Here is a 21077-nt window from a genome sequence, read left to right on the forward strand (position 1 = left end):
CTATACAATGCCACCATTTGCTCTGATGACTTGTGCATTAATCCAATCACTTTGATGGCTTACCGCAAATTGAATCACGGCGGCAATATCTTCTACCGTACCTAAACGCTCTAAAGGTGCCGCTTTGCTAAGCTGAGCAATTAGCTCATCACTTTTGCCTTCAAAGAATAATTCTGTTGCTGTCGGCCCCGGAGCAATCGCATTCACCGTGATATTTTTACCTCTTAATTCTTTCGCTAAAATAGCAGTCAGCGACTCTATCGCCGCTTTAGACGCAGTGTAAATCCCATAGCCTTCAAGCTTCATTCCAATCACACTGCTCGACAGGTTTATAATCTTGCCACCATGTTCAAGTCGTTTTGCAGCTTCTCGCATGGTATATAGCGAACCTTTCAGGTTGATCGCGAGCACTCGTTCAATCGTCTCATCATCCAAAGCCTCGATCTTTTTAAAACACATCACGCCTGCATTATTAATGAGGATATCTACTTTGCCATAGCTTTGAATGGCATAATCAAATAGTGCGCTAACATCTTGGGACTTACTCACATCAGCTTTAAAGCAACTCGCAACGCCACCGAGCGCTTCAATTTGTGTAACGACCCGCGTTGCCTCGGCATCATTATTAGCATAATTAATCACAATTTTATGCCCTTGCTGCGCCAATAATGCAGCAGTAAAAGCACCAATCCCTCGCGATGCACCTGTAATTAAAATCACTTTTTTGTCGTCAGCTGGTTTTACTAAAGTATCCATATTTGACCTCATATCAAAAAATTTATCTTTGGATACGATCTATGCTACTGTTCTTATAAAAGAAGATAATCCATCATATTTCGGCATGTTTGTCCGAATTTTCCGAACAAAATAATGAGCACTGTGACATGGATAAATTGAATGCAATGTCTGTTTTTATACATGTGGTCGAGCAAAGAAGTTTTACCAAAGCAGCACAACTCCTGAACCTACCTCGCTCAACAATCACGGATGCGATTAAACAACTCGAAGCGCAACTCAATACGCGGCTTTTGTTTCGCACGACACGTCAGGTCAACCCTACGGATGAGGGCAATCTTTACTATCAACGTTGTAAATACATTCTGAGTTATATTGATGAGTCTGATCATGACTTTTTACATGCTAAGCCACAAGGCGCATTAAAAATTGAAGTACATGGGATTTTTGCTGCTCACTTTATTATTCCAAAGCTACATGCATTTTTAACTGAATATCCGCAAATCCAGCTACAACTCACCGAGAGTGATCGCTATGTCGATGTGATTAAGGAAGGCATTGATTGCGTTATTCGTATTGGATATTTAAATGACAGTGAACTGGTGGTTCGACATCTTGGACATATTCAGCAAGTAACACTCGCAAGCCCAAAATATTTAGAAAAATATGGTAGGCCCAACACATTAAACGATTTAAAACAGCATTTTATGATTGGTTTTTACTCGACTGCTCGACAAAAACCACTCCCTCTAGAATTTATCGTCAATCAACAGCTAGAGACTTATGATTTAACATCGATGATTCAAGTGAATGGCGCTCATTCCTATTCATCAGCCGCCGTAGAAGGCTTTGGGATTATCCAAGTCCCTCGTTATGGTCATTTAAAAGACATCGAGAGTGGCGAACTCTGCCCATTATTGACGGAATATCAAGTTCCCTCTCTACCTGTTTCTTTACTCTATCCTTCAAAAACTTTAGTGTCACCGAGACAGCGAGTCTTTATCGATTGGATCGTACAATTATTTGAACAATATCCTTTAGACAATAATTAAATCTTTTCTTATCTTCAGACAAATGCTGAGTCAATCAAACTATTTTGGCTTGGAATGAAGCGCCCTATCTTTATTTCAAGCATTTTTAGTATGATGAGTTTTTGCATTTCAATGCGTTGCTCATATGCGTTTTGATTTTTTTGATATCCAATTACTCCAACACATCGTAACAACAGGCAGTCTGACCAAAGGTGCTGAGCGTTCTGCTATTTCTTTGCAAGCAGCCAGTGAGCGGATTAAAAAGCTCGAACAATATTTCGATACGCCGCTATTTATTCGACATAGTACAGGGGTTGAATTGACCAGCGCTGGACATGCGTTGGCTGAACATGCGCGGTTGTTACTGGTTCAAAAGCAGCAACTCGAACAAGACATGCAGCGCTTTCGGCAGCAAGTGCCTGAGTCATTAACACTATGGTGTAACTCATCGGCACAAAGTGAATATTTGCCGACCTTGTTACCCCAATATCTAATGCATCACCCTGAAATTAATATCGACTTACATGAGGCTGAAAGCTCCGATATTGTTGCGGCATTAACGAAAGGCATAGCCAAACTTGGTTTAGTCTCTAGTTTTTTTGATACACAACATCTGCAAACACAAGAGTTTGCAAGTGATCCTTTGGTTTTGATATGTCCTGCTGCTCATGCATTACAACACTCTGAACAATTAAATTTACTCGATGCATTGAACTATGGATTCATTGGTTTAATGCCACATCATTCTTTGCAACAATCTATTGAAACCCAAGCAAAATTACTTGGTTTTAATATTCAGTACCGTTTGCGATTGCCTAATTTTTCCGCTATTGCCGAAGTCGTTGATCAGGGCGTTGGAATTGCCATCATGCCTGCTCGTGCAGCGCAACGCTTGCAAGCTGACTATCATTTTCATACGGTACAATTGCGAGGGGCATGGGCGAACCGTAAACTATTACTCGCCACACAGGATTTCAATCAACTTTCTTTGAATTACCAACAATTTGCAGAATTCTTATTGCAGCATCGCCCTTTATCCGAATAGCGCTTAATGCGATAACATATAAGCCCCTAATGCCACCAAGCCAATAAAAAATAAGCGGCGAAAACGTTGTTCATTGAGTTGATAGCGAATTTTTTTACCCAACCACATCCCGACTAAGGCCGCAACCAAAGCCACAATGGAAAGACGATAATCGAGTGTGACACCAGCCATTGGGTTGTGATGTAAAAAAACAGCCAAGCAAATCGTCGATACGGTAAAGGTTAATCCCAAAGCTTGTACCAACTCATCGCGTTGCAAATGCAAAGATTGCAAGTAAGGCACAACTGGAATAATGATCACCCCAGTTGCCACAGTCACAGCTCCCCCGATATAGCCCACCAGAGGGGATAACCAAGTTTCATATCGACTTAGATCAGGTAATGCTTTTACGCACAGTCCGTAAATACCATACAGTGCCAACATACTGCCCAATAAAAGCTCACTACTTTGTCCATGGCTTTGATTCAAGGTCGGTAAGAAACTCCAAATAGAACCCACCACAATTCCAATCAGCAATGACCAAAAGCGGCAGATAAATGTCCAAACTCGACCCTCTGCAAATAGCTGCCAAATGTTCGTCATCATGGATGGGACTATGAGTAAAGAAGCGGCTTGAAAAGGACTCATTGCAATTGTTAATAGTCCCATCGACACGGCAGGTAAACCAAGACCGATCATGCCCTTAATCATCCCTGCAAAGATAAAGACGAATACAATAATTGCGATAAAGGTCACAGACATACTCCATGGATAGATCGGAGTTATGCTACGAAAAACTGAGGTACTGCCCTATTCTTATTTTTGGGAGTCAGCCTCAGGCAGAGCTTGAGGCCATTTTGTATTTATCTTCTAACACATTACTGATGATGCTCTCGATCATCCAAACACGATATAAGCTATTAAACACATAACTTTGCCCGTCAATTCGCAATTCTAAGACTGGAAAATCAGGCTGATGCTTTTGCTGGCAAAGTTCATCATTTTGTTTTAACAACACTTCAACATCTTGCTCAGTCAGTTGCTCGATCTCTAAACGTTTTTGCATCCGTTGGAAATGTGCTTTGAAGGACATATCTTTGCCATGTGTCCAAACACTTTCTAAGATCTGATGTACAACATCCACTTGCTGCTCTTCAGGCACGCTATAAAACAGCTTAGCCATTTCATAAGTGGCTTCTTTGGTTGGGCGACAGAACGGTGTAAAGGCAACTTGTGTTCGCTTAGATACACGTGTTGCTAAGCTCCAATCAAACCAATCTCGACCATGATAGCTCAGAGGATATACTTTCAACTGAATATTATAATAATTGGCCAGTTCTTCTTTGATATATGCCAACAGTAACCAGCTCATTGGATCTTCAAGTGCAATATAAAGATCTAACTCTGGATGCATCGCTTGCACTTCATTCAGTGCCTCGCCATCATTGATCAAATGCTCACGCCATTCGATATGATTGATCAAGAAAATTGGATTTCCTGTCAACAACTTCTGTTGTTTGAGGCGACGTGTTAAGCGCAATAAATCATCAACGGCTTGATATTTACGCTCACCAAATTCGAAATAGCTCGCAGCTACAGGAACGTCACTAAAAATACGTTCGGGATAATGCTGTGGGGTTTGATGTTTACTGGCCATGGTATGTAAGGTACGCAATTTACCATATTGTTGTTGCCACAACATATGAAAGACATCTTCAAGTAGATGTAGGAAGTTTTGTTCTCTTAACGGCGTATTTCTTAGAATTGTTTCAGCTTGTTGTAATGCTTCAGCGCTTGGAATTTCGGGAGTATCGTCAAAGCCAAAACGATGTTGCTTGGCTAAAATTTTGGCATCATTTAAACAATATTGCTGCCAATCTTGTGCAGACATACCATTCGGAGGCTCTGCATCTTGCCTCGAAATAATCACTTTCAGCGGCTTGAGCTCATCACTCAAGATTTCATTGAGCTGATCAAGTTGTTGCACCGCAAGATAGCTATAAACATCGTCTAGACGTAGGTAAATGCTTAAACCCTGTTCCGTAGGTAAAACCGCCTGACGAGAAGGTTTCTGATAGAACCAACTCGATCGGATGGGATCAAACCAACGACGTAACAAAGACATGTCAATCGCCTCTAAGCGTAATGAATGATAGAAAAGAAGATATATTTCCCAAGTGTACTGTTAAATGAGAACCAATGGTATTTTATATTATAAAAATCAAACATCAAAAAATTCTCCTTGTAACACAACGATGGCATTACAAGGAGAGCGATGCTGAGCATTTAGATCAGCAAAGGAATTTTACAAAACGCGTACCGCACCTTTCGCAGCACTAGTCGAATGCATCGCATAAATCTTCAACGACTTAGATACTTTACGCTTACGCTCTTCTGCTGGTTGCCAGCCTTTAGCATCTTGTACCGTACGGCGATGTGCCATCGTTGCATCATCAATATCAAGATGAATCGTACGATTTGGAATATCGATTTGAATGGTGTCACCATCTTCAACCAAACCGATTGCACCACCTTCCGCAGCTTCTGGAGAAACGTGACCAATCGATAGACCTGAAGAACCACCAGAGAAACGACCATCCGTAATCAAGGCGCAGTCTTTACCTAAACCTTTAGATTTCAAATAGCTTGTTGGATATAACATTTCTTGCATACCCGGTCCACCGCGTGGGCCTTCATAGCGAATGACCACGATATCACCAGCAACGATCTTATGATCTAAAATGGCTTCTACAGCAGCATCTTGGCTTTCAAAAACGCGTGCAGTTCCTGTAAATTTAAGGATTGACTCATCTACACCCGCAGTTTTTACGATACAGCCATCCAGCGCGATGTTGCCGTAAAGTACTGCCAAACCACCATCTTTAGAGAAGGCATGTTCAGCATTACGGATCACGCCTTTCTCACGGTCACCATCTAAAGTTGAGTAATAACGGTTTTGAGAGAATGCAACTTGCGTTGGAATACCACCCGGAGATGAACGATAGAATTCATACACATCTGCGTCTTCAGTACGAATAATATCCCATTTGTCTAAGGCATCTTTGAGTGTTTTTTCATGTACAGTTGGGCATTCAGTGTTGAGTAACTTGGCACGATCTAACTCACCCAAGATCGCCATGATGCCACCCGCACGATGCACGTCTTCCATATGTACGTCTGATTTCGCAGGCGCAACTTTTGACAATACAGGCACTTGACGTGACAAACGGTCGATATCATCCATCGTGAAATCAACTTCTGCCTCATGCGCAGCAGCAAGTAAGTGCAATACAGTGTTGGTCGAACCGCCCATCGCGATATCCAAAGTCATGGCATTTTCAAATGCAGCTTTGGTTGCAATAGAACGTGGCAAAATACTGTCATCATTTTGTTCATAATAACGTTTCGCCAGTTCAACCACTAAACGACCCGCTTTAAGGAATAATTTTTCACGATTTGCATGCGTCGCAACAATTGAACCATTGCCTGGCAAAGACAAACCAAGCGCTTCTGTCAAACAGTTCATCGAGTTTGCAGTAAACATCCCTGAACATGAACCACAAGTCGGACATGCAGAGCGTTCGAAAGCAGCGACTTCTTCATCGGTATAGCTTTCATCAGCCGCAACAACCATGGCATCAACAAGGTCAATGGCTTTTTCATCACCACGGAACTTCACTTTACCCGCTTCCATTGGACCGCCAGAAACGAATACTACTGGAATGTTTAAACGCATTGCTGCCATCAACATTCCAGGGGTGATCTTGTCACAGTTTGAGATGCAAACCATTGCATCGGCACAGTGTGCATTGACCATGTACTCAACTGAGTCAGCGATCAAATCACGCGAAGGCAATGAATACAACATACCGTCATGACCCATCGCAATACCATCATCAACCGCAATGGTATTAAATTCTTTTGCAACACCACCCGATGCTTCAATTTCTCGCGCAACGAGTTGCCCTAAATCTTTAAGATGCACATGCCCTGGAACGAATTGGGTAAATGAGTTGACCACCGCAATAATTGGCTTGCCAAAATCTTCATCTTTCATACCTGTCGCACGCCATAAGCCACGCGCGCCGGCCATATTTCTTCCATGTGTTGATGTTTTCGAACGATAATCAGGCATTTTTTATTCCCAACAAGTGTGTGCTCGAGAAAAATAGGGCTTTCTCTCTAGCGAAATGATACTGAGCTTTTTCCATCATACTACAAGTTATCGTTTAACTCATGACCAGTGGACCTATCTTTTTTGCACAAAAGCAATTCAATCCATCGAATTAGGGACTAGTGGCTTTTTCGCTTATAATTTGCAGCAAGTTTTAGTTGGATTATCTTTGTGAAAATCATTTTTGCTGGTACGCCTGAATTTGCGGCAACCGCATTGGCGGCATTATTAAAAACATCACACCAGATCATTGCTGTTTATACCCAACCTGACCGTAAATCAGGGCGTGGGCAAAAATTAACGCCATCTCCTGTTAAACAATTGGCGCTTGAAAACGGTTTACCTGTTTATCAACCTTTGCATTTTAAAGCGTCGACTGAAGAAGGCCTAGCAGCTCAACAAGAATTGGCAGCTTTGGGTGCTGATGTGATGGTCGTCGCAGCTTATGGTCTGATCTTACCGCAAGCGGTTTTAGATACACCGAAGTATGACTGCCTGAATATTCACGGTTCGCTATTACCGCGTTGGCGTGGTGCTGCACCGATTCAACGTGCAATCGCGACGGGTGATGATGAAACAGGGATTACCATCATGCAGATGGCAGCTGGTTTAGATACAGGCGATATGATGTATAAAACCTATTGCCCAATTACAGCAGAAGATACCTCTGCCAGCTTGCATGACAAATTGGCAGATCAGGGTGCAGAAGCGATTTGTACTGTGCTTGAATCAGAACAAAGCCTGCAAGATTTTATTGCGAAACGTGAAGTGCAAGATGAAGCACTCACTGTTTATGCCCACAAACTCGTGAAAGCAGAAGCGCGTATCGATTGGACACAAAATGCCATTCAAATCGACCGTAATATCCGTGCTTTTAACCCGTGGCCAGTTGCCTTTATTCAACTGGATGAAAACAATGCACTGCGTGTATGGGGCTCTATGCTTTCTTCCCACAGCAAAACCGATGCTCAAGTCGGTGAGATTGTAGCCATGGACAAACAAGGTGTACACGTTGCTTGTGGCGACAATACGGCAGTCTGCCTCACCAGTCTTCAGTGGCCGGGTGCTAAAGCCCTCAATCCAGTTCAAATTGCCCAAACCCAAAAATTACATATTGGACAAATTCTCCCATGAGCCAATCAAATCAATCCTCTGTAAAAAATTTGAATCTGCGTGCTCAAGTCGTCAAAACGCTTTTGGCGGTTCAAAATGGGCAATCTCTGTCTTCCGTTTTAAATCAACATATCAATATGGTTTCTGAACGTGACCGTGGTTTATATCATGAACTCACTTTAGGCTGCTTACGCCAATGGCATTCATTAAAAGCCATTACCTTACCATTGCTCACAAAGCCATTAGACAATGAAGCACTAGAAAGTTGTTTATATCTTGGTTTATATCAAATTCTATGCACTCGTATTCCAGTACATGCCGCGATTTCAGAAACGGTAAATGCGGCCAAGCAACTCGGTTTCGAGCCAATGAGTGGTTTAGTGAATGCGATTCTGCGTCGTGTTTCACGTGAAACAGATGAATTTCAAACAGCATTGAATAATACGCATGGTTTACCAAGTTGGTTATTCAAACGACTCAAAAAAGATTGGCCTGAGCAAACAGAGCTTCTATGCCAAGCCTTAAAACAAGTCGCACCGCTCACCCTTCGTGTCAATGAACGCCAAGTCAGTCGTGACGAATATTTAGAGATTTTGGACGAGGAACAGATTGATGCTCGTCCTTGCATGCTTTCAAATGTTGGTATTGTTTTGGAACAAACGGGCAATATTACCCATTTACCGGGTTTTGAAGAAGGTGGTTTTTCTGTTCAGGATGAACATGCACAATTGTGTGCCACGCTTTTACCGAACCTAGATGGCAAAGTGGTGGTTGATGCCTGTGCTGCACCTGGCGGCAAAACAGCACATATCCTTGAGCGCTTTAACCCTAAAAAATTGATTGCCCTTGATCATGATGCGAAACGTTTATTGCGTGTTTCTGAAAATATCGAACGTCTTGGCTTAGATCAAACCGAAGTTGAGATTATCGAGGCAGATGCCACTACATGGCAGACGCAGCAACTGGTCGACTGTATCGTGTTAGATGCACCTTGTTCGGCAACAGGCGTAATTCGTCGCCATCCTGATATTCGCTTACTCAGACAGTCCACTGATATTGCGCAAACAGTCGCTTTACAGCAGCAGATTTTGCAACAAATGTGGCAACAGCTTAAAGTCGGCGGTACATTGCTCTATATCACTTGCTCAATTCTTAAAGCTGAAAATGAGCAGCAAATGGCGACATTCTTTGCGGAACATGCTGATGCAGAAGAAGTCAAAATTGAAGCTGATTGGGGCATTGAACAGACCTATGGGCGTCAGTTACTTCCTGCTGCACAATCTGGTGATGGTTTCTATTATTGCTTAATTAAAAAATTAGCATAGTAAAAAAGCAGGCTTTAAGCCTGCTTTTTTTACTTTTTAAGTATCTCAGCGTGATTTTAGTCTTCAGGATTGCGCAATAAGTGCAAAATCGAAAGAGATAAACCACCCCATAGTAAAGCAATTGCAATCACTAACATGATAATAGCTGAAGTCGTCATTTCACTCTCCTAGCGATTTTTTAAACTAGACATGAATAAAGCACCGATTGCACAGAACAAGATACAGCCCCAACCAAACCAAAGCTGTAAACTCATTGAGTAATCGCCATATCCTTTTTGCAATAAAGCACTTAAAGCAAGACCAAGCGTAGATAACAACACTACTGGCGTGATCACGGTCAACGTGAATTCCCAGATTTTTCCTAACTTGATTGTCGAAATACTATTTACGTGTAACTCAAGCTCTCGCATCAATGAACGCTTGAACCAAGACACCATGATGATCGAAACAAGTGCACCAGAAACAATACCCAAGTTATTGATAAAATGATCGATAATATCAACTAATTTAATGGCATTAGCGCTTGAGAACAGTGCAATAGAAACAATACCAGTACCACCACCAATAATGGTTACGGCTTTCGCACGGCCCCATTTTAATTTGTCCTGCATCGCTGCAATTGGCACTTCTAAAATACTCACCATTGACGTTACACCTGCAACGAACAATGAAGTAAAGAATAAAATACCGAATAATTCAGCACCCGCTCCTAAACTTGAAATGATCTTAGGGAATGCAATAAACGCAAGACCAATACCACCGCTTACCACATCTTGAACACTCTTATCCGCAGCATGTGCCATAAAGCCCAATGCAGCAAACACCCCAATCCCAGCAAGTAATTCAAACGAAGAGTTTGCAAAACCAACAACGAAACCAGAACCAGTTAAATTCGTTTTTGGTTTGAGATACGAGGCATAGGTCACCATAATCCCGAAACCAACAGATAACGAGAAGAAGATATGACCATAAGCAGCAAGCCATACTTTATAGTCTTTCATCGCTTCCCAGTTCGGCGTAAAGAATGCATTTAAACCTTCTGAAGCACCTGGTAAACGTAATGCTTGAATCACGAGTATGCTAAAAAGAACGATTAAAAGCGGCATGAAAATACGGTTTGCAAGCTCAACCCCTTTCCGAACACCACCGTATAAAATCACGAGCACAAGCGCCCAAACACCAATCAATGGCCATAACAAATGACTAATAAAAGTCATGTCAAAACCAGCGGCATCTGAAGTTGCTAAGAAAGCTTTAAAGAAATAACCCTCAGGATCAGCACCCCAAGATTGATTGAACGAGAAATAGATATAGCTACCAGCCCACGTCAAGACGCTGGCATAGTAAAGACCGATGATGATACATACACAAGCTTGCCACCAACCCAAAGCCTCAGCTTTTTTAGTCAATTGTTCATAAGCTTTTGGAGGTGCACCTGTACTACGATGACCCACGGCATAGTCTAGGAATAACAGCGGTAAACCTGCTGTCAAAAGCGCAACTAAATAAGGAATTAAGAACGCGCCGCCGCCATTTTCATAAGCGACATAGGGAAAGCGCCAAATATTACCCAAACCAACAGCAGATCCAACCGCCGCAATAATAAAACCAGATCGAGCAGACCAGTTTTCACGAGTATCTGTCATAAATCACCTAAATACGATAAAGGTTACTTTTAATGCTGCCTACACTTTATTTTTTTGTTACAAGCAAGAAAAGTACCACAAAAATTTTGTGTTGTTTGTCAAAGAGCATCACCTTTTGGGCAGATTGATTCTTCAGAACAAACGAGCAAAATAGAAAATTCTTCCTTAAAGAGCTTTGTCCATTTTTTGCTACTTAATAGCTGAACAATACCCGTTTTTATTTCTTTTTACTGTAAATTCTGGACGAAAAAACTATATTTTTCGAACGATTGATTATTTTTCAATTCACTGCAATATTGACCTGACAGTCAAGTTTTACAGGATAAGTTTATAAAATAATCAATCATTAAAATCATCACGCCCTCTTATCTAAATTATTGCTTATTGTTTAATTGCGAGTAACCGTTCTTCTTGCATATCTCGGATGGCCGAATGAATTCCTTCTCGACCTAAGCCTGAGTCTTTTACACCGCCATAAGGCATATTATCCACACGGAAAGTCGGTACATCATTGATAATGACACCACCCACATGCAAATGATCCCATGCATACAGCATCTTATTTAGATTCTGTGTATAAACTCCTGCTTGTAGCCCAAAACGACTTTGATTAATCGTCGCGATCCCTTGTTCAAAATCTTTGTACTTTTCTAAAATCGCAACTGGACCAAAGGCTTCATCTTTATACACCTCAAGCTTTGAATCTACATTCTCCAAAAGTGTCGGTTCAAATAGAACACCTTGTAATGTCCCCCCTATCAGTACTTTTGCCCCTTTTTTCTCCGCTTTATCAATCCACTTTTTCAAGCGCACTGCTTCTGCTTCCTTAATCATCGGACCAACCAAGGTTGTGCTTAAACTTGGATCATCAACTTTGATTTTTTTCACTTTCGCGAGTAATTTCTTTTTAACCTCCGTATAAATATCTGCATGAATTAAAATTCGTTGCACACTTATACAAATCTGACCTGCATGACCATAAGCCGCTCCAACCAAACGATCAATCAAAGCATCATCAACGGGAGTATCTGGCTCAATTAATACCGCAGCATTTCCACCCAGTTCTAAGGTGACTTTCTTGCGACCTGCGCGTGCTTTCATGTCCCAGCCGACTTGATCTGAACCAGTAAAGCTCAAAAGTTTAAAGCGATCATCCGTGACTAAAATATCCGCCGCTTGACGATCACACGGCAATACCGACCAAGAACCTTTTGGAAGATCGGTTTCAGCTAAGACTTGGGCAATTTTTAATGCACTAATCGGAGTTAAACTGGCAGGCTTTAAAACAAAAGGACAACCTGCCGCAATCGCAGGGGCAATCTTATGCGCCACCAAATTTAATGGAAAATTAAATGGGCTAATTAACGAGATCGCACCAACAGGTACATGTTTCACCATTCCTCTAAAACGTGCCGCAGCAGGTGTAACCGCCAAAGGTAACATTCGACCATCATCAAGTTGAGTAACCGCATCCGCAGCGAGTTGAAAAGTATTAATTAAGCGCTCTACTTCAGCACTCGCAGCACCGCGAGGCTTTCCACCTTCCGCAATTAAAATCTCGGTGAGTTCCTCCCTTAATTCGTTAAACCGCTTCACACAGTGCAATAAAATTTTTTGTTTTTGATATGGTTTTAATGCCGCCATTTCTGCTTCAGCTTTTACCGATGCAGCAATGGCTTTTTCCAAAACTTTTGCATCTGCTAAAGCAACCCGTGCATAGACAGTATGCTGATATTTATGCTGTACCTCGAGCCATTGTCCTGTTGTAATTGCTTTCCCTGCTACATATAAAGGGTAATCCACACACGATTCTACTTCTGTCATTATTTATTCTCTTTTCACATAATTTAAAATTAGACTACTGCATATTGCTCAAGATCACTATATGATGCGTCCAATCTAGGGTGAATTCATAACAATTCATTACGGTTTTGATATTAATTAGGACAATGCAATGAAACTATTAAAATTAACGCTACTTGCTTTAGGGACAAGCGTTTGTGGTTTAGCTCAAGCCGATGTGATCGGTGTAAAAGGCGATCTTAGCTACTGGAACTACAATGGTGAAGCCAATATGACAGCACAAACCTCAGCACCCGATCAAGATCTTGACCGAAAAGGTTCAGCACAAATTTCATTGGCTATTGAACATCCAATTCCACTGATCCCAAATGCAAAAATTCGCTATGTGAATTTAAAAACACAGACCGAAAATGAAGTTGCAGGTCAACCTGTTTATGACTTAGATATCGACCATACTGATTTTATTTTGTATTACGAAATACTGGATAATATCGTAGATGCAGACATTGGTTTTGGCGCGAGTAACCTCAATGGTGATGTTAAGACGCTTGGCTTAAATAAAACAGATATTGATAAAACAATTCCTGTTATCTATGGATCAGCAGGCGTAAAACTGCCATTTACAGGTCTAAGTGCGAAAGCAGAATTGCTATATAGCAATGTGAATGACACTAAAATTACGGATGCCCAAACCGAATTACAATATAACTTTATTGATAATTTATTGGTCGATGTCGGCTTAAAAGCAGGTTATCGTATTCTTGATATTAAATTAGATGACTACGAAAAAAATGACCTTAAATTTAATTTTAAAGGTCCTTATATCGGTTTAGATGTTCATTTCTAAGATCCAAATTAAATAGAAACGGAATCTCTTGATTCCGTTTTTTATAGCGAATCATTTCATCATTCTCTATTGGTGTACGCCAAAACCTACAACAATCGCAGTAATTGGCGAATATCCCAATCCAAACTTTTCGCCTATCATACAAATCATAGAGAGACAGGAAGTCTCATTGAAAATAACAAGATGCGCAGGAAGCGGTCGTTCATAAGGAATATAAACGACAATAAACGGAATATGAAGAAGCCCCGTCAGGATGATGGGGCTTCTTTTTATCTATCATTTTTATCTGCGATTTTAAAGACTTTTTAGATAGGCAATCACTTCACTATGCTCTGCCATTTCAGCAAGCTGTAGCGCTGTATATTCGCTCTTATACGCCACATTTGCACCTTTACTCACTAGCAGCTTCACTACCTCTAAATGATCATTCTCGGCAGCCGCCTGTAACGCGCTATAGCCTTCATCATCGGTCTGGTTTGGATCTATTCCCTCTACCAATAGTTGCTCGACTTGTTCCACATCACCAAGAGATGCCCAATACACCAGCTCAGGAAGATTTAACTCTCCATCGTCTTCAGGGACTGGAGAAAAAGAGTTGAGTTTCATTTACTTCCTCAAATTTAAAAAAAATTAGTTTTCGTTCCATCAGAATGACAGAAGCAATATATTCATGAAGCACTTTACGATAAAGTTCTACAAAACTTGTTGAGATTCCATAAATAATACCCCCAATAAATAGTCTTGATGAATCTAGATAATCACGAAGAATATCCACAACATCAATTCGCTACTACTCCTCATCAACTGTATAAAATTTTAAAGATAGGCTAGCTATACTTCATACCCTGATGCTTCATTCTTCCAGCGTTCTCCACATAACATTACAAACTAATCCCATTCACAATCGACCAATGATACGGCATCAGTTCTCTTAACTGTTTAAATAGCAATCTATTATCCAGTGTACTTACTGCAACTTGAACATCACCACCCCAATAAGAAAGCCGTTCTTGGCAAATCCCACAAGGTGTTAAAATTAGAATATTTGCATTTTCTGACTCTCTACAGATACAGAGAGAATGAGTAACTTTTTCATTGATTTTGTATGCCTCTAAGCATGCGCCAACTTCCATACAGAGTGCTAATGCATCATTCTGCGTTTCAGGAGCAACACTTGTTAGAATTTTTCCGCTCTCTGTAACTAATGCCGCAACACCACCCCAACCTGTAGGATAACGCCTCACCATTAATGCTTTTGCAGCTTGAAATAATTTCTGTTCCATTTTGCCTCCTAACAGAGTTATAGCCTCTCTATTCTTATTATTGATATCTCATAATTGTTGCTTTTACACTTTTATTTATGTTGTTTTATGATTCAATAAAACGTCAAACTGCATAATAGTCGTTTCAATGTTATGGTAGGAAGCTTGATGAATTATTTTAAAACCATGTCTTTGATATAAATCGATATTGTGACTTTCACATTGTAAATAGAGCGTAGTGATACCTAATTGCTTGGCTTTTTCTTTTGCCATTGCAATCATTTTGCCTGCGATCCCTTGTCCTCTCCATACAGGATCAACAAATACACCTCCAATCCAATATTCATATTCTGGGTAATTTTTATTCTCATGTCGCTTAAGCTCTAAGACACCAATCAACTCTTTTTCATGGTGGACTACGATTGCTAAAGGAATAACATCCCAATGAGCTGCTTTTTCCAACACCTTTTGGTATATCACCTCTTCGGTCATCTCTAAAGAGAGATGACCGAAGAGGTGATAGTGCCATTTCGCAATTTTTCCAACGATATTGTATTTAATTCAACTACTTTCCATCATGCAATAAAAAACACCCCCACTCATACGAATGGGGGTGTTTTAGATTTAAAAGCTGGCGATGACTTACTCTCACATGGCAAGTGCCACACTACCATCAGCGCTAAGAGGTTTCACTTCTGAGTTCGGGAAGGGATCAGGTGGTTCACTCTTGCTATTGTCGCCAGCAAACTGTTTTGGCTTTCGGTGGTCTTACGTTTTGCCACTTAGTACCGAAAGAGTTATTAACGGATTAGTTAAATTGGTCTGTATTGTAACTAGTTTCTTCACTAAATCAAGTTATGTATTGAATTTATCTTGAATACAACAACTGTTTGGGTGTTGTATAGTCAAGCCTCACGAGCAATTAGTATTGGTCAGCTTCATACGTCACCGTACTTCCACACCCAACCTATCAACGTCCTAGTCTCGAACGGCTCTTTAGAGGAATAAATTCCTAGGGAAATCTTATCTTGAGGTAGGCTTCCCGCTTAGATGCTTTCAGCGGTTATCCCTTCCGAACATAGCTACCCGGCGATGCGACTGGCGTCACAACCGGTACACCAGAGGTTCGTCCACTCTGGTCCTCTCGTACTAGGAGCAGATCCTCTCAAATTTCCAGCGCCCACGGTAGATAGGGACCGAACTGTCTCACGACGTTCTAAACCCAGCTCGCGTACCTCTTTAAATGGCGAACAGCCATACCCTTGGGACCTGCTTCAGCCCCAGGATGAGATGAGCCGACATCGAGGTGCCAAACACCGCCGTCGATATGAACTCTTGGGCGGTATCAGCCTGTTATCCCCAGAGTACCTTTTATCCGTTGAGCGATGGCCCTTCCATACAGAACCACCGGATCACTAAGACCTACTTTCGTACCTGCTCGACTTGTGGGTCTCGCAGTTAAGCGCGCTTTTGCCTTTATACTCTACGCGTGATTTCCGACCACGCTGAGCGCACCTTCGTACTCCTCCGTTACTCTTTAGGAGGAGACCGCCCCAGTCAAACTACCCACCAGACATGGTCCTCGCCCCGGATTACGGGGCAGAGTTAGAACCTCAACATTACCAGGGTGGTATTTCAAGGACGGCTCCATTGGAACTAGCGTTCCAACTTCAAAGCCTCCCACCTATCCTACACAAGTAAGGTCAAAGTTCAATGTCAAGCTGCAGTAAAGGTTCACGGGGTCTTTCCGTCTAGCCGCGGGTACACTGCATCTTCACAGCGATTTCGATTTCACTGAGCCTCTGCTGGAGACAGCGCCGCCATCATTATGCCATTCGTGCAGGTCGGAACTTACCCGACAAGGAATTTCGCTACCTTAGGACCGTTATAGTTACGGCCGCCGTTTACTGGGGCTTCGATCAAGAGCTTCGCTTACGCTAACCCCATCAATTAACCTTCCAGCACCGGGCAGGCATCACACCCTATACGTCCACTTTCGTGTTTGCAGAGTGCTATGTTTTTAATAAACAGTTGCAGCGGCCTGGTTTCTGCGGCTGCCAACCGCTCAGGGAGCAAGTCCCATCACCGTCAGCAGCGTACCTTCTCCCGAAGTTACGGTACCATTTTGCCTAGTTCCTTCAGCAGAGTTCTCTCAAGCGCTTTGGTCTACTCGACCTGACCACCTGTGTCGGTTTCGGGTACGATTCCTGTGTAACTGAAGCTTAGAGACTTTTCCTGGAAGCATGGTATCAGCCACTTCACTGTACAAGTACAGCTTGCTATCGACTCTCAGCATAGAGCACCCCGGATTTGCCTAAGATGCATGCCTACTGTCTTCCACCTGGACAACCAACGCCAGGCTGACTTAACCTTCTCCGTCCTCTCATCGCATTACACAGAAGTATTGGAATATTAACCAATTTCCCATCGACTACGCCTCTCGGCCTCGCCTTAGGGGTCGACTCACCCAGCCCCGATTAACGTTGGACTGGAACCCTTGGTCTTTCAGCGAACGGGTTTTTCACCCGTTTTGTCGTTACTCACGTCAGCATTCGCACTTCTGATACCTCCAGCATACTTCTCAATACACCTTCATCGGCTTACAGAACGCTCCCCTACCACGTATACTAAGTATACATCCGCAGCTTCGGCACATAGTTTTAGCCCCGTTACATCTTCCGCGCAGGCCGACTCGACTAGTGAGCTATTACGCTTTCTTTAAAGGGTGGCTGCTTCTAAGCCAACCTCCTAGCTGTCTATGCCTTCCCACATCGTTTCCCACTTAACTATGATTTTGGGGCCTTAGCTGGCGGTCTGGATTGTTTTCCTCTTGACTACGGACGTTAGCACCCGCAGTCTGTCTCCCGGATAGTACTCATTGGTATTCGGAGTTTGCATCGGTTTGGTAAGTCGGGATGACCCCCTAGCCGAAACAGTGCTCTACCCCCAATGGTATTCGTCCGAGGCGCTACCTAAATAGCTTTCGGGGAGAACCAGCTATCACCAGGCTTGATTAGCCTTTCACCCCTATCCACAAGTCATCCCCTGGCTTTTCAACGACAGTGGGTTCGGTCCTCCAGTTAGTGTTACCCAACCTTCAACCTGCTCATGGATAGATCGCCTGGTTTCGGGTCTACACCCAGCAACTAAACGCCCTATTAAGACTCGATTTCTCTACGGCTCCCCTATTCGGTTAACCTCGCTACTGAATGTAAGTCGCTGACCCATTATACAAAAGGTACGCAGTCACACCACGAAGGTGCTCCCACTGCTTGTATGCATGCGGTTTCAGGATCTATTTCACTCCCCTCACAGGGGTTCTTTTCGCCTTTCCCTCACGGTACTGGTTCACTATCGGTCAGTCAGGAGTATTTAGCCTTGGAGGATGGTCCCCCCATATTCAGACAAGGTTTCACGTGCCTCGCCCTACTCGTCATCATTGTGTGTGCCCTTTCGTGTACGGGAATATCACCCTCTACGTTCGCACTTCCCAGAGCGTTCCACTAGAACACACACAACTTAATGGGCTGCTCCCCGTTCGCTCGCCGCTACTAAGGGAATCTCAATTGATTTCTTTTCCTAAGGGTACTGAGATGTTTCACTTCCCCTCGTTCGCTTCAATAACCTATGTATTCAGTTATTGATACCCGCCTTATAGCGGGTGGGTTCCCCCATTCAGAAATCTCCGGATCAAAGGATATTTGCCGCCTCCCCGGAGCTTTTCGCAGGCTATCACGTCTTTCATCGCCTCTGACTGCCAAGGCATCCACCACATGCACTTAATTACTTGACTATACAACCCCAAACAGTCGTTAACACATACAAGTGAGTGTTACCGTTGCAAACTTAATTGCTACTATTCGTTGTCTGTGAACTTAATCACCATACAGCTTCAATCTAAATTCATATACCAAAACGCTTGATTCAGTGTTTTTGCTAGTTCTCAATTTCATTCTTTCGAATGAATTGAGTGAACAATTTATTTCAGACTCAATTCTACTAATCTGTTAATGATTAACTACCACCTCGTCGGTGCGTAGTAAACTGTGATAAATCACAGAAGTTAATAAGCTTTCAACTTACTAAGTTCTGTAATCTTTAGCCCGTACTCCGTAAAGTACGTGGTGGAGACTAGGAGAGTCGAACTCCTGACCTCCTGCGTGCAAAGCAGGCGCTCTACCAACTAAGCTAAGTCCCCAGCTTACAATCATAATGAACGACATATCTTCTCATCTAGCAGCTTGTGATTATTTATCACTTCGTCAGTAGTGGTGGGTCTGACAAGACTTGAACTTGTGACCCCACGCTTATCAAGCGTGTGCTCTAACCAACTGAGCTACAGACCCTCAGATACATCTTCGAAGAACAACTTGTTGTGGATTCTTACCAGTCCCCAATCTTTCGTTAAGGAGGTGATCCAGCCGCAGGTTCCCCTACGGCTACCTTGTTACGACTTCACCCCAGTCATCGGCCACACCGTGGTAAGCGTCCTCCTTGCGGTTAGACTACCTACTTCTGGTGCAACAAACTCCCATGGTGTGACGGGCGGTGTGTACAAGGCCCGGGAACGTATTCACCGCGGCATTCTGATCCGCGATTACTAGCGATTCCGACTTCATGGAGTCGAGTTGCAGACTCCAATCCGGACTACGATCGGCTTTTTGAGATTAGCATCCTATCGCTAGGTAGAAACCCTTTGTACCGACCATTGTAGCACGTGTGTAGCCCTGGCCGTAAGGGCCATGATGACTTGACGTCGTCCCCGCCTTCCTCCAGTTTGTCACTGGCAGTATCCTTAAAGTTCCCATCCGAAATGCTGGCAAGTAAGGAAAAGGGTTGCGCTCGTTGCGGGACTTAACCCAACATCTCACGACACGAGCTGACGACAGCCATGCAGCACCTGTATCTAGATTCCCGAAGGCACCAATCCATCTCTGGAAAGTTTCTAGTATGTCAAGGCCAGGTAAGGTTCTTCGCGTTGCATCGAATTAAACCACATGCTCCACCGCTTGTGCGGGCCCCCGTCAATTCATTTGAGTTTTAGTCTTGCGACCGTACTCCCCAGGCGGTCTACTTATCGCGTTAGCTGCGCCACTAAAGCCTCAAAGGCCCCAACGGCTAGTAGACATCGTTTACGGCATGGACTACCAGGGTATCTAATCCTGTTTGCTCCCCATGCTTTCGTACCTCAGCGTCAGTATTAGGCCAGATGGCTGCCTTCGCCATCGGTATTCCTCCAGATCTCTACGCATTTCACCGCTACACCTGGAATTCTACCATCCTCTCCCATACTCTAGCCATCCAGTATCGAATGCAATTCCCAAGTTAAGCTCGGGGATTTCACATTTGACTTAAATGGCCGCCTACGCACGCTTTACGCCCAGTAAATCCGATTAACGCTCGCACCCTCTGTATTACCGCGGCTGCTGGCACAGAGTTAGCCGGTGCTTATTCTGCGAGTAACGTCCACTATCCAGTAGTATTAATACTAGTAGCCTCCTCCTCGCTTAAAGTGCTTTACAACCATAAGGCCTTCTTCACACACGCGGCATGGCTGGATCAGGGTTCCCCCCATTGTCCAATATTCCCCACTGCTGCCTCCCGTAGGAGTCTGGGCCGTGTCTCAGTCCCAGTGTGGCGGATCATCCTCTCAGACCCGCTACAGATCGTCGCCTTGGTAGGCCTTTACCCCACCAACTAGCTAATCCGACTTAGGCTCATCTATTAGCGCAAGGCCCGAAGGTCCCCTGCTTTCTCCCGTAGGACGTATGCGGTATTAGCATTCCTTTCGGAATGTTGTCCCCCACTAATAGGCAGATTCCTAAGCATTACTCACCCGTCCGCCGCTAGGTCCAGTAGCAAGCTACCTTTCCCCGCTCGACTTGCATGTGTTAAGCCTGCCGCCAGCGTTCAATCTGAGCCATGATCAAACTCTTCAGTTAAAATCATTTTGCACCTTAGTTAAGACAAGGTGCTAATTCTGGCTCATCAATTACTGACAAAAAATTTGCTCAAATAAACTTCGAGAAATTTCTACCAATTATCAATGATAATATATATCGATTGATCAACTAGTAAAAATCCACACAAGTTGTTCTTCTATTCTCTTAATGATCT

General features: G+C 43.1%; 15 protein-coding genes, 2 tRNA genes and 3 rRNA genes. 5 read left to right on the forward strand and 15 right to left on the reverse strand.

Annotated features, from left to right (window positions below; translation table 11 throughout):
- Complete coding sequence (locus tag F959_RS05400) at positions 1 to 756, reverse strand: SDR family oxidoreductase (protein ID WP_004878212.1); 756 nt, start codon at positions 754 to 756, stop codon at positions 1 to 3.
- 128 nt (positions 757 to 884) lie between these two features.
- Here F959_RS05400 and F959_RS05405 point away from each other — a divergent pair, with 128 nt between their 5' ends.
- Both F959_RS05405 and F959_RS05410 read left to right on the forward strand, forming a co-directional pair.
- Entirely contained in the window at positions 885 to 1787 is a 903-nt protein-coding gene (locus tag F959_RS05405; RefSeq protein WP_004878213.1) for a LysR family transcriptional regulator, read from the forward strand.
- Between the two features lie 124 nt (positions 1788 to 1911).
- Positions 1912 to 2811: a LysR family transcriptional regulator gene (locus F959_RS05410; RefSeq protein ID WP_004878214.1), complete on the forward strand. Its 900-nt coding sequence runs from the start codon at positions 1912 to 1914 to the stop codon at positions 2809 to 2811.
- Positions 2812 to 2814: 3 nt separating this feature from the next.
- On the opposite strand, the gene F959_RS05415 is transcribed toward F959_RS05410, so the two are convergent.
- From F959_RS05415 to ilvD, 3 genes are all read right to left on the reverse strand, one after another.
- Positions 2815 to 3546, reverse strand: a complete 732-nt coding sequence (locus F959_RS05415) for a sulfite exporter TauE/SafE family protein (RefSeq protein ID WP_004878215.1) — start codon at positions 3544 to 3546, stop codon at positions 2815 to 2817.
- A 79-nt stretch (positions 3547 to 3625) separates the two neighbouring features.
- Positions 3626 to 4915 (reverse strand): hypothetical protein, encoded by a 1290-nt coding sequence (locus tag F959_RS05420; protein ID WP_004878218.1) that lies wholly within the window; start codon positions 4913 to 4915, stop codon positions 3626 to 3628.
- Positions 4916 to 5095: 180 nt separating this feature from the next.
- On the reverse strand, positions 5096 to 6925 hold the full coding sequence (gene ilvD, locus F959_RS05425) for a dihydroxy-acid dehydratase (protein WP_004878219.1): 1830 nt from the start codon (positions 6923 to 6925) through the stop codon (positions 5096 to 5098).
- A 210-nt stretch (positions 6926 to 7135) separates the two neighbouring features.
- Here ilvD and fmt point away from each other — a divergent pair, with 210 nt between their 5' ends.
- Entirely contained in the window at positions 7136 to 8098 is a 963-nt protein-coding gene (gene fmt, locus F959_RS05430) for a methionyl-tRNA formyltransferase (RefSeq protein WP_004878222.1), read from the forward strand.
- Positions 8095 to 9402, forward strand: coding sequence for a 16S rRNA (cytosine(967)-C(5))-methyltransferase RsmB (gene rsmB / locus F959_RS05435; RefSeq protein WP_004878223.1), 1308 nt, complete (start codon positions 8095 to 8097; stop codon positions 9400 to 9402). Before fmt ends, rsmB begins: the two co-directional genes overlap by 4 nt.
- 56 nt (positions 9403 to 9458) lie before the next feature.
- Here the strand turns inward: rsmB and F959_RS16440 are convergent, their stop codons facing one another.
- The 3 genes from F959_RS16440 to F959_RS05445 form a co-directional block, all read right to left on the reverse strand.
- Positions 9459 to 9560, reverse strand: a complete 102-nt coding sequence (locus F959_RS16440; protein WP_004878224.1) for a methionine/alanine import family NSS transporter small subunit — start codon at positions 9558 to 9560, stop codon at positions 9459 to 9461.
- A 9-nt stretch (positions 9561 to 9569) separates the two neighbouring features.
- Positions 9570 to 11048: a sodium-dependent transporter gene (locus F959_RS05440; RefSeq protein WP_004878225.1), complete on the reverse strand. Its 1479-nt coding sequence runs from the start codon at positions 11046 to 11048 to the stop codon at positions 9570 to 9572.
- 381 nt (positions 11049 to 11429) lie between these two features.
- Positions 11430 to 12872 carry an aldehyde dehydrogenase family protein gene (locus tag F959_RS05445; protein WP_004878226.1) on the reverse strand — a complete coding sequence of 481 codons (1443 nt, stop codon included), beginning with the start codon at positions 12870 to 12872 and terminating at the stop codon, positions 11430 to 11432.
- 130 nt (positions 12873 to 13002) lie between these two features.
- Here F959_RS05445 and F959_RS05450 point away from each other — a divergent pair, with 130 nt between their 5' ends.
- Positions 13003 to 13698: a TIGR04219 family outer membrane beta-barrel protein gene (locus F959_RS05450; protein WP_004878228.1), complete on the forward strand. Its 696-nt coding sequence runs from the start codon at positions 13003 to 13005 to the stop codon at positions 13696 to 13698.
- A 294-nt stretch (positions 13699 to 13992) separates the two neighbouring features.
- Here the strand turns inward: F959_RS05450 and F959_RS05455 are convergent, their stop codons facing one another.
- The 8 genes from F959_RS05455 to F959_RS05490 form a co-directional block, all read right to left on the reverse strand.
- Positions 13993 to 14304 carry an ankyrin repeat domain-containing protein gene (locus F959_RS05455; RefSeq protein WP_004878230.1) on the reverse strand — a complete coding sequence of 104 codons (312 nt, stop codon included), beginning with the start codon at positions 14302 to 14304 and terminating at the stop codon, positions 13993 to 13995.
- 275 nt (positions 14305 to 14579) lie between these two features.
- Positions 14580 to 14981 (reverse strand): cytidine deaminase, encoded by a 402-nt coding sequence (locus tag F959_RS05460; RefSeq protein WP_004878232.1) that lies wholly within the window; start codon positions 14979 to 14981, stop codon positions 14580 to 14582.
- Between the two features lie 75 nt (positions 14982 to 15056).
- Positions 15057 to 15509, reverse strand: a complete 453-nt coding sequence (locus F959_RS05465; protein WP_406564418.1) for a GNAT family N-acetyltransferase — start codon at positions 15507 to 15509, stop codon at positions 15057 to 15059.
- Between the two features lie 80 nt (positions 15510 to 15589).
- A 5S ribosomal RNA gene (gene rrf / locus F959_RS05470) occupies positions 15590 to 15704 on the reverse strand.
- Between the two features lie 157 nt (positions 15705 to 15861).
- A 23S ribosomal RNA gene (locus F959_RS05475) occupies positions 15862 to 18753 on the reverse strand.
- 329 nt (positions 18754 to 19082) lie between these two features.
- A tRNA-Ala gene (locus tag F959_RS05480) sits at positions 19083 to 19158 on the reverse strand.
- Positions 19159 to 19229: 71 nt separating this feature from the next.
- Positions 19230 to 19306 (reverse strand) — tRNA-Ile (locus F959_RS05485).
- Between the two features lie 59 nt (positions 19307 to 19365).
- Positions 19366 to 20902: ribosomal RNA gene (locus F959_RS05490) — 16S ribosomal RNA — on the reverse strand.
- The 16S, 23S and 5S rRNA genes sit together here with 2 tRNA genes alongside, the layout of an rRNA operon.
- Positions 20903 to 21077: the final 175 nt, after the last annotated feature.

Source organism: Acinetobacter venetianus RAG-1 = CIP 110063 (assembly GCF_000368585.1).
In the GTDB taxonomy this organism is placed as follows: Bacteria; Pseudomonadota; Gammaproteobacteria; order Pseudomonadales; family Moraxellaceae; genus Acinetobacter; species Acinetobacter venetianus.

Coding starts and splice junctions, on each gene's coding strand:
- F959_RS05460 (WP_004878232.1), bottom strand. CDS start 14,981: ATGGAACAGAAATTATTTCAAGCTGCAAAAGCATTAATGGTGAGGCGT.
- F959_RS05445 (WP_004878226.1), bottom strand. CDS start 12,872: ATGACAGAAGTAGAATCGTGTGTGGATTACCCTTTATATGTAGCAGGG.
- rsmB (WP_004878223.1), top strand. CDS start 8,095: ATGAGCCAATCAAATCAATCCTCTGTAAAAAATTTGAATCTGCGTGCT.
- F959_RS05420 (WP_004878218.1), bottom strand. CDS start 4,915: ATGTCTTTGTTACGTCGTTGGTTTGATCCCATCCGATCGAGTTGGTTC.
- F959_RS05405 (WP_004878213.1), top strand. CDS start 885: ATGGATAAATTGAATGCAATGTCTGTTTTTATACATGTGGTCGAGCAA.
- F959_RS05455 (WP_004878230.1), bottom strand. CDS start 14,304: ATGAAACTCAACTCTTTTTCTCCAGTCCCTGAAGACGATGGAGAGTTA.
- F959_RS05450 (WP_004878228.1), top strand. CDS start 13,003: ATGAAACTATTAAAATTAACGCTACTTGCTTTAGGGACAAGCGTTTGT.
- F959_RS05440 (WP_004878225.1), bottom strand. CDS start 11,048: ATGACAGATACTCGTGAAAACTGGTCTGCTCGATCTGGTTTTATTATT.
- ilvD (WP_004878219.1), bottom strand. CDS start 6,925: ATGCCTGATTATCGTTCGAAAACATCAACACATGGAAGAAATATGGCC.
- F959_RS05410 (WP_004878214.1), top strand. CDS start 1,912: ATGCGTTTTGATTTTTTTGATATCCAATTACTCCAACACATCGTAACA.
- F959_RS05400 (WP_004878212.1), bottom strand. CDS start 756: ATGGATACTTTAGTAAAACCAGCTGACGACAAAAAAGTGATTTTAATT.
- F959_RS16440 (WP_004878224.1), bottom strand. CDS start 9,560: ATGACGACTTCAGCTATTATCATGTTAGTGATTGCAATTGCTTTACTA.